Annotated in this window: 8 protein-coding genes; 6 read left to right on the top strand and 2 right to left on the bottom strand. The window is 71.1% G+C overall.

The annotated features are described in order from the left end of the window. Window positions 1-25: 25 nt before the first annotated feature. The 4 genes from WU80_RS00855 to recD are packed head-to-tail and all read left to right on the top strand — an operon-like array spanning window position 26 to window position 9,233. Window positions 26-892, top strand: a complete 867-nt coding sequence (locus tag WU80_RS00855) for a cyclopropane mycolic acid synthase family methyltransferase (protein WP_055401264.1) — start codon at window positions 26-28, stop codon at window positions 890-892. A 48-nt stretch (window positions 893-940) separates the two neighbouring features. Further along, entirely contained in the window at window positions 941-4,210 is a 3,270-nt protein-coding gene (gene recC / locus WU80_RS00850) for an exodeoxyribonuclease V subunit gamma (protein ID WP_055401200.1), read from the top strand. A gap of 8 nt (window positions 4,211-4,218) precedes the next feature. After that, window positions 4,219-7,524, top strand: a complete 3,306-nt coding sequence (recB, locus tag WU80_RS00845) for an exodeoxyribonuclease V subunit beta (protein WP_055401262.1) — start codon at window positions 4,219-4,221, stop codon at window positions 7,522-7,524. After that, on the top strand, window positions 7,521-9,233 hold the full coding sequence (gene recD, locus WU80_RS00840) for an exodeoxyribonuclease V subunit alpha (protein WP_055401198.1): 1,713 nt from the start codon (window positions 7,521-7,523) through the stop codon (window positions 9,231-9,233). Before recB ends, recD begins: the two co-directional genes overlap by 4 nt. A gap of 13 nt (window positions 9,234-9,246) precedes the next feature. Here the strand turns inward: recD and WU80_RS00835 are convergent, their stop codons facing one another. Then, complete coding sequence (locus tag WU80_RS00835; protein WP_055401196.1) at window positions 9,247-9,792, bottom strand: phospholipase D-like domain-containing protein; 546 nt, start codon at window positions 9,790-9,792, stop codon at window positions 9,247-9,249. A 98-nt stretch (window positions 9,793-9,890) separates the two neighbouring features. On the opposite strand from WU80_RS00835, the gene WU80_RS00830 reads away from it, so the two are divergent. After that, window positions 9,891-10,604, top strand: a complete 714-nt coding sequence (locus tag WU80_RS00830; protein ID WP_055401194.1) for a TVP38/TMEM64 family protein — start codon at window positions 9,891-9,893, stop codon at window positions 10,602-10,604. Here WU80_RS00830 and WU80_RS00825 read toward each other — a convergent pair. Continuing rightward, the gene (locus WU80_RS00825; protein WP_055401261.1) at window positions 10,601-11,548 is read right to left on the bottom strand and encodes a class I SAM-dependent methyltransferase; all 948 of its coding nucleotides are present in this window, start codon (window positions 11,546-11,548) and stop codon (window positions 10,601-10,603) included. The two genes, WU80_RS00830 and WU80_RS00825, sit on opposite strands and share 4 nt — an antisense overlap. 160 nt (window positions 11,549-11,708) lie before the next feature. Between WU80_RS00825 and WU80_RS00820 the strand changes: the two genes are divergently transcribed. Then, window positions 11,709-14,084: a lysylphosphatidylglycerol synthase transmembrane domain-containing protein gene (locus WU80_RS00820; RefSeq protein ID WP_055401192.1), complete on the top strand. Its 2,376-nt coding sequence runs from the start codon at window positions 11,709-11,711 to the stop codon at window positions 14,082-14,084. Window positions 14,085-14,096: the final 12 nt, after the last annotated feature.

Genomic DNA, 14,096 nt, shown 5'->3' with positions numbered 1-14,096 from the left:
CGATTCAGGAAGGCGCATTGCCGGCATGACCGAAAACCTGACGCCGCATTTCGAGGATGTCCAGGCGCACTACGACCTGTCCGACGATTTCTTTCGGCTGTTCCTCGACCCCACGATGACCTACAGCTGCGCCTACTTCGACCGGATGCGCGACATCCCCCTCGAAGAGGCGCAGCTGCGCAAGATGGACCTGTCGCTCGGAAAACTGGGCCTGCGGCCCGGCATGACGTTGCTGGATGTCGGCTGCGGCTGGGGCGGCACGATGCGGCGCGCGATCGAGAAATTCGACGTGGACGTGGTCGGGTTGACGCTGTCCCAGCATCAGGCCGCGCACGTGCAGAAGATGTTCGACGCGATGAACACCACGCACCGCAGGCGGGTCCTGCTGCAGGGCTGGGAACAGTTCGACGAGCCCGTCGACCGGATCGTCTCCATCGGCGCGTTCGAGCACTTCGGCTATGACCGCTACGACGATTTCTTCCAGCGGGCCTACAGCCTCCTGCCCGACGACGGGGTGATGCTGCTGCACACGATCACCATGCTGCCCCCGGAGCAGATCGTCGAACGGGGCCTGCCGATGACCGAAGAGCAGACCAGCTTCAACGAATTCATCGCCTCCGAAATCTTCCCGGGTGGCCAGCTGCCACCGATCGAGATGGTCGAGTTCCACGCGTCGAAGATGGGTTTCAACCTGGCCCGCAGGCAGTCGCTGCAGCTGCACTACGCTCGCACGCTCGACCTCTGGGCCGCGGCGTTGGAGGCGCACCACAGCGAGGCGGTCGCGATCCAGTCCGAAGAGGTCTACCAGCGCTACATGCGGTACCTGACGGGTTGCGCCAACGCCTTCCGCGACGGCTACATCGACGTCAACCAGTTCACGCTGGCCAAGTAGGCCCAACCAGCCACTCCTGTCGGTGGCCGGGGCTATCGTGGCACCGCGATGTCGCTTCATCTCCACCGTGCCGAGCGCACCGACCTCCTTGCCGACGGCCTGGGCGCCCTGCTGGCCAACCCGCCGACCGACCCGTTCGCGGAGGAGCTGGTGCTGGTGCCGGCGCGCGGCGTGGAGCGCTGGCTCAGTCAGCGGTTGTCGCACGTGCTCGGCCGCGGCCGCGGCGGCGACGGGGTGTGCGCCGGGGTGGCGTTCCGCAGCCCCGGCTCCCTGATCGCGGAGCTCACCGGCACGGCCGACGAGGACCCATGGTCGGCAGACGCGATGGCCTGGCCGCTGCTGCGGGCCATCGACTGCTCGCTGGACGAGCCGTGGTGTCGCACCCTGGCAACACATTTGGGCCACTTCGCGCCGACGGAGACGGAGGCCGAGCTGCGCCTCGGACGCCGCTACGCGGTGGCGCGCCGGCTGGCCGGCCTGTTCGCCTCGTACGCCAGGCAGCGTCCGCGGCTCCTCGCCGACTGGCTCGCCGGCGACACCGGTGACCTCGACCCCGACCTGGCCTGGCAGCCGGAGCTCTGGCGGGCCCTGGTGGCCGCCGTGCCCGCCGATCCCCCGCACATCCGGCATCAGGCGGCCGTGGCCCGGCTGCGCGAGGGCCGCACCGGCCTTCCCGAGCGGGTGTCGCTGTTCGGACACACCCGGTTGGCGCGCACCGACATTGAGCTGCTGGACGCGGTGTCCGCCCGGCACGACCTGCACCTGTGGCTGCCGCATCCCAGCGACCAGCTGTGGCGCGCGTTGGCCGACACCCGCGGCGCGATCCCCCGCCGACTCGACACCAGCCACCGCGGCGTGGGTCATCCGCTGCTGGCGACGCTCGGACGCGACCTGCGCGAACTGCAACGCGGCCTGCCCGCCGACCCGCAGACCGACGAATACCTGCCCGGCCCGGACCGCCCCGACACGCTGCTCGGCTGGCTCCAGTCCGACATCGCCGCCAATGCCGTTCGGCCCCAAGGCCGTAACCTCGCCGCCACCGACCGCTCCGTGCAGGTGCACAACTGCCACGGGCCGGCGCGCCAGGTCGACGTGCTGCGCGAGGTGCTGCTCGGCCTGCTGCAGGACGACCCGACCCTCGAGCCGCGCGACATCCTGGTGATGTGTCCGGACATCGAGACGTACGCGCCGCTGATCGTCGCCGACTTCGGGCTCGGCGACGTCGTGCACGGCGCGCATCCCGCGCACCGGTTGCGCGTGCGGCTCGCGGATCGCTCTCCGCTGCAAACCAATCCGCTGCTCGGGATCGCCTCGCAGTTGCTGGCGCTGGCGGGCAGCCGGGCGACCGCCAGCGAGGTGCTCGACTTCGCCGAGGCGGCGCCGGTGCGCGCCCGGTTCGGTTTCACCGACGACGACCTGGAGGCCATCACCCGCTGGGTCCGGCAGGCCAACATCCGGTGGGGATTCGATCAGGAGCACCGGCGGCCCTACCACGTCGACTTCGTGCACAACACTTGGCGTTTCGGCATCGACCGGGTGCTGGCCGGCGTCGCGATGTCCGACGACTCGCACGCCTGGATCGACGCGACGCTGCCCCTCGACGACGTCAGCAGCAACCGCGTCCAATTGGCCGGCAAGTTCGCCGAATTCGTGGCCCGGCTGCAGCGGGTGGTCGACTCACTGACGGGCGCGCGGCCGTTGCGCGACTGGCTGGCCGCGCTGGCCGGCGGCATCGACCTGTTGACGCAAGTCGACGACGCCGATTCGTGGCAGGCCGGCCAGCTGCAACGGGAATTCGCTGCCACCCTGGCCGACGCGGGGGCGCGGGCCGATACGGTGTTGCGGCTGCCCGACATCCGGGCCCTCCTGGACGGCCGCCTCGCCGGGCGTCCGACGCGGGCCAACTTCCGCACGGGCACCCTGACGGTGTGCACCATGGTCCCGATGCGCTCGGTGCCACACCGGGTGGTGTGCCTGGTGGGCCTCGACGACGGGGTGTTCCCTCGGCTCGGCGTCGTCGACGGCGACGACGCGCTGGCCCGTGACCCGATGACCGGCGATCGCGACATCCGTTCCGAGGACCGGCAATTGCTGCTCGACGCCATCGGCGCGGCCACCGAGAAGCTGGTGGTCACCTATACCGGCGCCAACGAGTACTCGGGCCAGGCGCGCCCACCGGCGGTGCCGCTGGCCGAGCTGCTGGACACCCTGGACATCACCACGATGGGCAAGGTGCGCGACCGCGTGGTCGTCGCGCATCCGTTGCAGCCGTTCGACGTTCGCAACGTCATCCCGGGCAGGCTGGTGCCAGAGGTCCCGTTCAGCTTCGACCCGACGGTGCTGCGGGCGGCGCGCGTGGCCTCGGGCGAGCGTCGGAATGCGCCCAAGTTCATTTCCGGGCCGCTGCCGCCCCCACCCGCGGACGACGTCATCGTCGCCGACCTCGTCGCCTTCTTCAAGGACCCGGTCAAGGGTTTCTTTCGCGCCCTGGAGTTCACGCTGCCGCGGGATGTAGACGGCGTGCAGGACGCCATGCCGGTCGACCTCGACGGGCTCGAGGAGTGGACGGTCGGCGACCGGATGCTGGGCGACATGCTGCGGGGCTGGGCCCCGGACGACGCCCGGCAGGCCGAGTGGCGGCGGGGCACGCTGCCGCCGGGCCAACTGGGATGGCGCGCGGCGACCGAGATCCGCGATCAGGCCGCCCTGTTGGCGGCCGCCGCGCGGGAGCACCGCCGGGCCGATGCGCGCGCGTACGACGTCGACATCGATCTCGGCGGGGGGCGGCGGCTCACGGGCACCGTGTCCCCGGTGTACGGGGAGCGGCTGGTGTCGGTGACCTACTCCCGGCTGGACGGCAGGCACCTGCTCGAGTCGTGGATTCCGTTGCTGGCGTTGACCGCTCACGACCCCGGCCGCGACTGGTCGGCGGTGTGCATCGGCCGCCGCAAGCGGGGCACCGCCCCGCGGGTGGAGGCGCTGGGACGGCCGCACGACGACGCCGCGGCGGCGCTGCGCGAGCTGGTGGCCATCTACGACGCCGGGCGTCGGGAGCCGATTCCGTTGCCCGTCAAGACGTCCTACGCGTGGGCGGCCGCGCGGCACTGCGGTGACGATCCGCTGCGCGAGGCGGAGCATCGGTGGAAGTGGGAGCGCGAGGAGCCCGCCCACCTGCGGGCCTGGGGCAAGAACACCCGGTTGGCCGACCTGATGCGGCCCGTGCGGCCGGGCGAGGAATGCGACGGCGAAGACAATCGGCTGGGCGCGTACGCCGCGCGGGTCTGGCTGCCGATGCTGCGCGCGGAGGGCAGGCCGTGACCCAGGTGATCGCGCGCTTCGATCTGCTCGGCCCGCTGCCCGCCGATCGGTCCACCACGGTGTTGCAGGCCAGTGCGGGCACCGGCAAGACGTTCGCGCTGGCCGGCCTGGTGACCCGCTATATCGCCGAGGGCGCGGCGACGCTGGACCAGATGCTGCTCATCACGTTCGGCCGGGCCGCCAGCCAGGAGCTGCGCGAGCGCGTGCGCGGCCAAATGGTGGAAGCTGTAATGGCTTTCGACGATCCGTCGGCGTGCGGCGACAACGAGTTGGTCGCCTACCTGCTGGCCGGCGGCGACGACGAGCGCGCGCTGCGCAGGCAGCGCCTGCGCGACGCGCTGGCCGGCTTCGATGCGGCGACTATCGCCACCACGCACCAGTTCTGCCAGCTGGTGCTGAAATCGCTGGGCGTGGCCGGCGACACCGCCGCGAACGTGACGTTGCTCGAGAGCCTCGACGAGCTGATCGTCGAGATCGTCGACGATGAGTACCTCGCCCACTTCGGGCGCGAGCGCAACGACCCGGCGCTGGCCTACCGCGAGGCGCTGCGCCTGGCGCGCGAGGTCGTCAGGAACCCGTCGACCGAGCTGCGCCCACTTCACCCCGAACCGGGTTCGCGTGCCGCCGTCTGCGTCGCTTTCGCGAAAGACGTTCTGGCGGAACTGGATACCCGCAAGCGGCGAATGGGCGTCCTCGACTACGACGACCTGCTGAGCCGGCTGGCCGATGCATTGGCCACCGAGGACTCCCCGGCGCGGGTGCGCATGCACCACCGCTGGCCGATCGTCATGGTCGACGAGTTCCAGGACACCGATCCGGTGCAATGGCAGGTGATCGACCGCGCCTTCAGCGGGCGCTCCACCCTGATCCTGATCGGGGACCCCAAGCAGGCCATCTACGCGTTCCGCGGCGGCGACATCGTGACGTACCTGCGAGCGGCAGAGACGGCCGGCGAGCGCAAGACGCTGGCCACCAATTGGCGCAGCGATGCGGCGCTCATCGAGCGCCTGCAGGTGGTGCTGCGCGGCGCCCAGCTCGGCGACCCCGAGATTGTGGTGGACGACGTCGAGGCCTACCACCGCGGGCACCGGCTCGCCGGCGCCCCGCACAATGATCCGTTCCGGCTGCGGGTGGTGCGGCGAGAGACGCTGGGGCGCAGCGGGATCCAGAACATGCCGATCGACGATCTGCGGGCCCACATCGGCGCCGACCTCGCCGCCGACATCCGCGCCCTGCTCGCCGGCGGCGCCACGTTCGCCGGCCGGCCGGTGCAGGCCCGTGACATCGCCGTGATCGTGGAGAAGCACAAGGACGCCGCCGCCTGCTTCAGGGCGCTGTGCGACGCGGGCGTGCCCGCGGTCTACACCGGTGACACCGACGTGTTCGCCTCGGACGCCGCCGAAGACTGGCTCTGCCTGCTGGAGGCGTTCGACCAACCGCACCGGCCCGGTGTGGTGCGCGCCGCGGCGGCCACCATGTTCTTCGGCGAGACCGCCGAATCGCTGGCGGCCGGCGGCGACGCGCTGACCGATCGGGTCGCGGAAACGTTGCGGGAGTGGGCCGGCCACGCCCGCGAACGCGGCGTCGCCGCCATCTTCGAGGCCGCACAGCTTTCGGGCATGGCGGATCGCGTGCTGTCCGCGCACGGCGGCGAACGCCAGATGACCGACCTGGCGCACATCGCGCAGTTGCTGCAGGAGGTGGCGCACCGGGACCGTTCCAGCCTGCCCGCGTTGCGCGACTGGCTGCGCCGCCAGCGCGAGGAGCGCGCCGGCGCGCCCGAACGCAACCGGCGCCTGGACAGCGACGCGGCGGCCGTGCAGATCATGACGGTGTTCGTGAGCAAGGGCCTGCAATACCCGATCGTGTACCTGCCGTTCGCGTTCAACCGCAACACCCAGGACCGCGACGTGGTGTTGTTCCACGACGCCGGCGTGCGCTGCCTGCACATCGGCGGCAAGGACACCCCGGACTTCCACGCCGTCGAGCAATTGGGCCGCAAGGAGGACGCCAGCGACGACAGCCGGCTCACCTACGTCGCGCTGACGCGCGCCCAGTCGCAGGTGGTCGCGTGGTGGTCACCGGCGTTCGACGAGCCCAACGGCGGGCTGTCGCGGCTGCTGCGTGGCCGCCGGCCGGGAGAGCCCGTTGTGCCCGACCGCTGTGAGCCCGCGAAGATCTCCGACGACGACGCCCTGGCCCGATTGCGTGAATGGGAGGCCGCGGGCGGTCCGGTGATCGAACCGTCGATCGTGGCCGCGGCGCCGGCCGTCCCGTCCGAGCCGGTGCCGTCCAACCTCGACAGCCGCCACTTCCACCGCGCCATCGACACGGGGTGGCGGCGCACCTCCTACTCCGGCCTGATCCGGGTGACGGAAACCTTCGGGTCCACCGGCGTGAGCAGCGAGCCGGAGGTCAGCGAGCTGGACGACGAGTCCGGCGATGTGCCCTTGTCCCAGAAGGCGTCCGGGCCGGACGTGCCGTCGCCGATGGCGGACCTGCCGGTGGGCGCGAAGTTCGGCACGCTGGTGCACGCCGTGCTGGAGACCGCCGACCCGCTGGCCCCCGATCTGGCCGCCGAGCTTGAGGCGCACATCCGCAGCCACTCGGTGTGGTGGCCGGTCGACGTGGCCCCCGACGCGCTCGCCGCGGCCATGGTGCCGATGCACGACACGCCCCTGGGCCCGTTGGCGGCCGGGCTGACGCTGCGCCGGATCGGGCTCGGCGATCGGCTGCGCGAGTTGGACTTCGAGTTCCCGCTGGCCGGTGGGGACCTGCGCACGGCCGCACCCGACATCCGGCTGGCCGACGTGGGGGCCATGCTGCGCGCGCGGCTGCCCGGTGATGACGCGCTGGCGCCCTACGCCGAGAGGTTGATCGGTCGCCCGCTCGGCGACCAGCCGCTGCGCGGCTACCTCACCGGATCGGTCGACGCCGTGTTGCGGGTGCCCGACGGCGCCGGGCAGCGCTATCTGGTGGTCGATTACAAGACCAACTGGCTCGGCGACCCAGACCGCCCGTTGACGTCCGCCGATTACGACCGGCCGCGGCTGGTTGAGGCGATGCTGCACTCGGATTATCCGCTGCAGGCGCTGCTGTACAGCGTTGTGCTGCACCGGTTCCTGCGGTGGCGGCTGCGCGACTACGACCCGGACCGCCATCTTGGTGGTGTCCTCTACCTGTTCCTGCGCGGGATGTGCGGCGCGGCCACACCGGCCGTCGACGGCCACCCCTCGGGGGTGTTCAGCTGGCGCCCGCCCCCGCCGTTGATCGAAGGGCTGTCGGACCTGCTGGACGGGAGGGCGGCCGCGTGACGCTCGAGGCGATCACCGCCGAGGGCTTGCTGCGCACGTACACCGATGCCGGAGTCTTCGAGGCCGCCGATGTCCATGTGGCGCAGCGGCTTACCGCGCTCGCCGGCGAATCCGACGAGCGGGTGGCGCTGGCGGTCGCCCTGCTGGTGCGCGCGCTGCGGGGCGGTTCGGTGTGCGTGGATCTGCGGACCGTGCAGGAGCAGGTGGACGCCGCGGACCTGCCGTGGCCGGGCACCGACGAATGGATGGCCGCCGTGCGGGCCAGTCCGTTGCTCGGTTCGCCACCGGTGCTGCGGCTGTTCGGCGAGCTGTTGTACCTGGACCGGTATTGGCTCGAGGAAGAGCAGGTGTGCAACGACCTGCTCGCGCTGTCCGTTCCGCGGGCGGGTGGCGAGCTGCCCGCCTTCGAGCGACTGTTCCCGCCCGGCTACGGCGAACAGCGCGAAGCCGCCGAAATCGCTGTGTCGCAGGCGGTTACAGTGCTGACCGGCGGACCCGGAACCGGTAAGACCACCACGGTGGCGCGCCTGCTGGCCTTGCTGGCCGGGCAGGCCGAGCTCGGCGGCCGGCCGCGGCCCCGGATCGCGCTGGCCGCACCGACCGGCAAGGCGGCCGCGCGGCTCGCCGAGGCGGTGGCCGCCGAGGTGCGCAGGCTGGACGCGGCGGACCGGGCGCGGCTGGCCGGCCTGCCGGCCACGACGCTGCACCGGCTGCTGGGTTCCCGGCCGGATACGTCGGTGCGGTTCAAGCACAATCGCGGCAACCGGCTGCCGCACGACGTCATCGTGGTGGACGAGACGTCGATGGTGTCGCTGACGATGATGGCCCGCCTGCTGGAGGCGGTGCGCCCCGATACCCGGCTGATCCTGGTGGGCGATCCCGACCAGCTGGCCTCGGTGGAAGCCGGCGCGGTGCTGGCCGATCTGGTGGACGGGCTCTCCACCCGCGACGACGTGCGGGTGGCCGCGCTGCGCACCCCGCACCGGTTCGGCGAGTCGATCGGCGCGCTGGCCGAGGCGATCCGCACCGGTGACGCGGACCGCGTGCTGGGGCTGCTGAGGGCCGGCGGCGAGCACATCGAGTGGCTGGACACCGACGCCCCGGCCGACCGGCTGCGCGCGGTGCTGGTTCCGCACGCGCTGCGGGTGCGCCAGGCCGCGCTGCTCGGCGCCACCGATGAGGCGCTGGCCGCACTCGACGAGCACCGGCTGTTGTGCGCGCACCGGCGTGGGCCGTACGGGGTGTCGCACTGGAACCGGCAGGTCGAGCGCTGGCTCACCGAGGAGACCGGGCAGCCGGGCTGGTCGGGCTGGTACGCCGGGCGCCCAGTGTTGGTGACCGCCAACGACTATGGGCTCAAGGTCTACAACGGCGACACCGGGGTGGTGGTGATGGGCGACGACGGGCTGCGGGCGGTCATCGCCGGCGCCACCGGGACGATGGGCTTCGCCACCAGCCGGCTCACCGACATCGAAACCATGCACGCCATGACGATCCACAAGAGCCAGGGCAGCCAGGCCGACGAGGTGACGGTGCTGATGCCGCCGGAGGATTCGCGGCTGCTCACGCGCGAGTTGTTCTACACGGCGGTGACCCGCGCGAAGGCCAAGGTGCGGGTGGCCGGTTCCGAGGCTTCGGTGCGCGCGGCCATCGAGCGCCGGGCGGTGCGGGCGACCGGGCTGGCGCAGCGGTTGCAGTCGTCCGGCTAGTCGCGGGTTACACCTAGTGCGCCTTCGCGGCCATCTGCTTGAGCATCGCGTCGTGGATGATGTCGATTCTCGACCTCGCTTCCGCGCACACGTACGGGTCGCGGATCACGGTGAGTTGGTTGTCCTGCTTGGATTCCCCGCCGGTGGACCAGTTGGTCGAACCGGTGATGACGTCGACGCCGTCGATGATCACCATCTTCAGGTGCATGATCGCCGACTTCTCGCTGTGGCCGATGGCGATGCTGTTGCCGATCTTGTCGTTGAGCCACGGGGCCAGCAGGGCGCGCTCGGACTTACCCGCGGCCTGAGTGGAGTCGAGACTCATTTGCACATAGATGTTTTCGTCGTTCAGCGCCGACTGCAGCACAGAGTTGAGTTCCGCGTCGTCGTAACCGTACATCGCCACCACGATGGTCTTGGCGGCCGACGACAACAGCGCCTTGAGCGCGTCATGCACCCGGTCTACCGGGCTGTAGAACGTTCGGGTGGTGTCGGGATAGCCGGGCGGAAACGGCGCGGCCTTGAATTGATCGAGCTCGGTCAGCGATTTGAGCGCCATGGCGTTTGCTCCTTCCCGGGGCCGGCACCCGAAGAACTCTACGGCGAGCGCGCCCGAGCGGTCAGGCGTTTGGCGGGTGCGGGAGAATCGCCTGCAGCATGGACGACGGCGACGATTCCCCACCGGAGCCCACGGCGTCGCGGCGCACGCACGTCGTGCGGTTGGGCGTGTTCGTCGTGTTCCTGCTCGTGCTGTTCTATCTGGTGGCCGTCGCGCGGGTGATCAACGTCGACGAGGTGCGGCACGTGGTGTCGGCGACGGGCCCGGCGGCGCCGGTCACCTACGTCGTGGTGTCGGCCGTCTTGGGCGCCCTGTTCGTGCCGGGCGCGGTGCTGGCCGCGGCCAGCGGCCTGCTGTTCGGTCCGCTGCTCGGCGTCTTCGTCACCCTGGGCGCGACGGTGGGGACCGCGGTCGTCGCGAGCCTCATCGGCCGCCGGGCGGGCCGGGACAGCGCGCGGGCGCTGTTGGGGCCCAACCGGAGCGACCGCATCGACGCGCTGATCGAGCGTCGCGGGCTGTGGGCCGTCGTCGGTCAGCGCTTCGTCCCGGGCATCTCCGACGCGCTCGCCTCGTACGCGTTCGGGGCGTTCGGAGTTCCGTTGTGGCAGATGGCCGTTGGCGCCTTCGTCGGGTCGGTTCCGCGAGCGTTCGTCTACACCGCGCTGGGCGCCTCGATCGGCAACCGCTCGTCGGCGTTGGCGTACGCGGCCATCGCCGTCTGGTGCGTCACCGCCATCGTCGGCGCGTTCGCGGCGCGGCGCGGATACCGGCACTGGCGCGCCGGCCACCGCGAGGAAGCGGATCCCCGCTAGCCGCCCGGCCGCTCGGCCGCCACGAACAGGTTCCCCGGCACCGCGTCCTTGACCTCGTCGGCTGCCGCGCGGCCGTAGCCGGCCATCAGCTCGTCGGACGGGGTGACCGTGACGCGCCAGCCGTGACGACGGAACCAGTCGCCGACGTCCTCGCGCTCCTCGAAGTACCACAGCTCGTCGGTCCTCGGCACCTCCCGGTCCGGGTCCACCCGCGCCATCAGCGCCCGCACCCGGTCCATCCGCTCGCGGCGCCTGGCGCGGAACTCCGGGTCGAGGAACTTCGGCCCCAGCGCCTCCACGGCCACCCGGCTACCGGGGGCGGTGAGCGCGTGCACGCGGTCGAACAACAACTCCTGGGCCGCGGCCGGCAGGTATGGCATCAGGCCCTCGGCCGACCACACGCTGGGCGCCGACGGCTCAAACCCGGCCTGCCGCAACGCCGTCGGCCAATCGTGGCGCAGATCCACCGGGACCGCGATCCGGTTGCACGCGGGCTGCGCCCCGTGGTCGGCCAGCGTGGACAACTTGAAGTCCAAGACCCGGGGCTGATCCAGCTCGTAGACGGCTGTGCCGTCCGGCCACTGCAACCGCCACGCCCGCGCGTCCAGGCCGGCGGCCAGGATCACCGCCTGACGGATGCCCGCCCGCGTCGCGGCGAGGAAGAACTCGTCGAAAAAGGCTGTGCGCGAAGCCATGTAGCCGACCATCGCCTGCATCTGCAGCGGCAACTGGGGTTCGGCCTCGACGAGCTCGTCCGGCAGCTGCGGGGCCGAGTGCCAGTTCCACACCCCGTCGCCGGCGGCGTCGAGGAAGACCTGTGCGAACGGATCGGTGATCAAGGGGTTCTCGCTTCGCGTCTCGGCCGCCCGGGCCGAAGCCACCCCCAGCGCCGTCGCCCCCACGCTCTCGGTGATCTCCCAGCTGTCGTTATCGGTTCTGCCCACGCTCATGCCCTCCGATTCGCTAGCTCGCCTACCTACCCGACCCTACGCGCGCCGGGCGGGTGGCCGCTGTCGCGGAACCGGGCATCGGCGTTAAGTTGTCGGCGAGCCGGCGAGCGGGGTCAGCCAGCGGCGCCGAACGGATCCGAAGGATCATTACCACATGCGAGTCGACGGGCGCGAGATCAGCGTTTCCGGCAGCTTGCTGCAGCCGCTGACCCGGCGCACCAACGACATCCTGCGCCTGGCGGCGAGCGTGATCTTCCTCGCGGCGGTGATCACCAGCTCGCTGATCACCCGGCCGCAATGGGAGGCGCTGGAAAAGTCCATCTCCCAGATCGTCGGGGTGCTCTCCCCCCGACAGTCCGATCTGGTCTACCTCGGGTACGGCGTGGCCATCCTGGCCCTGCCGTTCATGATCTTGATCGGCCTGATCGTCGGGCGGCAATGGAAACTGCTCGGCGCCTACGCGGCCGCCGCGTTGCTCGCGGCGCTACCGCTGTCGGTTGGCGGTAACGGGTTCTCGGCGCCGCGCTGGCACTTCGACCTCTCCGAACGCCTGCAGACCGTGTTGGGCCAGTTCCTCGACGATCCGCGCTGGATCGCCATGCTGGCGGCGGTGCTGACCGTCTCGGGCCCGTGGCTGCCCGCGCGGTGGCGGCACTGGTGGTGGGCGCTGCTGCTGGCCTTCGTGCCGATCCACCTCGTGGTCAGCGCGATCGTGCCGGCCCGCGCCCTGCTGGGCCTGGCGGTCGGCTGGCTCGTCGGCTCGGTGGTGGTACTCGTGGTCGGCACCCCGGCGCTGGAGGTGCCCTTGGAGGCGGCCGTGCGCGCGATGGCCCGGCGGGGGTTCGCCGTCTCGAGGCTCACCGTCATCCGGCCGGCCGGTCGCGGCCCGCTCGTCCTGGCGGCCGGATGCGAGCAGTCCGACCGCGCGGCGGTGATCGAGTTGTACGGCCCCCATCAGCGCAGCGGCGGCACGCTGCGCCAACTCTGGATTAAGCTGCGGCTGCGCGATACCGAGACCGCTCCGCTGGTGACGTCCATGCGCCGCGCCGTGGAGCATCGCGCGTTGATGACGATCGCCGTCGGGGAGGTGGGCCTGGCCAACACCTCCACAATCGCGGTCGCCACCCTCGACCGTGGATGGATTCTCTACTCGCACAAGCCACCCGACGGCTCGCCGCTGGACCGATGCGCGCAATCCATACCGGTGGACCGGGTGTGGCAATCGCTGCGGGCCCTCAACGACCAGCAGATCGCGCACGGTGATCTGCGCGGCAACGAGATCACCGTCGACGATGGCGCCGTGCTCTTCGGCGGCTTCCACAACGCCGAATACGGCGCCACCGAGGCGCAGCTGCAATCCGACATCGCCCAGCTGCTGGTGACGACCACGGCCCTGTACGACCCCAAATCGGCCGTCGCCGCGGCGATCGACGCGTTCGACCGGGACACCATCCTGAGCGCGTCGCGCCGGTTGACGAAAGTCGCTGTGCCGCGCCACGTTCGGAAGTCGGTCCCGGATCCGGGCGCCGTTTTGTCGGCCGCCCGCGCGGAGGTGAAGCGCCAGACCGGGGCCGACCAGATCAAGACCGAAACCATCACCCGGTTCACCCGCGGCCAGATCATCCAGCTGGTGCTCTTCGGCGCGCTCGTCTACGTCGCCTACCCCTTCGTCAGCACCGCCCCCACCTTCTTCTCCCAACTGCGGACCGCGAACTGGTGGTACGCGCTGCTCGGGCTGGCGGTGTCGGCGCTGACCTACCTGGGCGCCGCGGCGGCGCTGTGGGCGTGCACCGACGGGTCGGTGAATTATTGGCGGCTGTCATTCGTCCAGGTGGCCAACACCTTTGCCGCGACCACCACGCCCGCCGGCGTCGGCGGGCTCGCGCTGTCCACCCGGTATCTGCAGAAGAGCGGCCTGTCGGCGATGCGAGCCACGGCGGCGGTCGCCCTGCAGCAGGCCGTGCAGGTGATCGTGCACCTGTTGCTGCTGATCCTGTTCAGCGTGGTCGCGGGCGCCTCGATGCACCTGTCGCATTTCGTGCCGAGCGCCACGATGCTGTACCTGATCGGGGGCGTGGCGCTGGGCATCATCGGCACCTTGCTGTTCGTGCCGAAGTCACGCAAATGGCTGGCCACCGAGGTGCGCCCGAAGCTCAACGAGGTGACCACCGACCTGGTCAAGCTGGCCCGCGAGCCGCGGCGGCTGGCGCTGATCCTGCTCGGTTGTGCGGGAACGACTCTCGGCGCGGCGCTGGCGCTGTGGGCCAGCGTCGAAGCCTTCGGCGGCGGCACGACGTTCGTGACCGCGACCGTGGTCACGATGGTCGGCGGGACGCTGGCCTCCGCCGCGCCGACACCCGGCGGCGTCGGGGCCGTCGAGGCGGCGCTGATCGGTGGGTTGGCCGCCTTCGGCGTGCCGGCCGCCGTGGGCGTGCCGTCCGTTCTGCTGTATCGGGTGCTCACCTGCTGGTTGCCGGTGTTCGTCGGCTGGCCGGTGATGCGGTGGTTGACCAAGAACGAGATGGTCTGACCGCCCGCGCGA

It is taken from the genome of Mycobacterium sp. UM_11 (genome assembly GCF_001414075.1).
Lineage (GTDB): Bacteria > Actinomycetota > Actinomycetes > Mycobacteriales > Mycobacteriaceae > Mycobacterium.
The sequence above is the reverse complement of the archived record's forward strand: the minus strand, read 5'-3'. Positions and strand labels throughout refer to the sequence as shown.

Excerpts from the sequence above, each read along its gene's own strand:
- WU80_RS00855 (WP_055401264.1), top strand. The coding sequence starts at position 26 with ATGACCGAAAACCTGACGCCGCATTTCGAGGATGTCCAGGCGCACTAC.
- recC (WP_055401200.1), top strand. The coding sequence starts at position 941 with ATGTCGCTTCATCTCCACCGTGCCGAGCGCACCGACCTCCTTGCCGAC.
- WU80_RS00835 (WP_055401196.1), bottom strand. The coding sequence starts at position 9,792 with ATGGCGCTCAAATCGCTGACCGAGCTCGATCAATTCAAGGCCGCGCCG.
- WU80_RS00830 (WP_055401194.1), top strand. The coding sequence starts at position 9,891 with ATGGACGACGGCGACGATTCCCCACCGGAGCCCACGGCGTCGCGGCGC.
- WU80_RS00820 (WP_055401192.1), top strand. The coding sequence starts at position 11,709 with ATGCGAGTCGACGGGCGCGAGATCAGCGTTTCCGGCAGCTTGCTGCAG.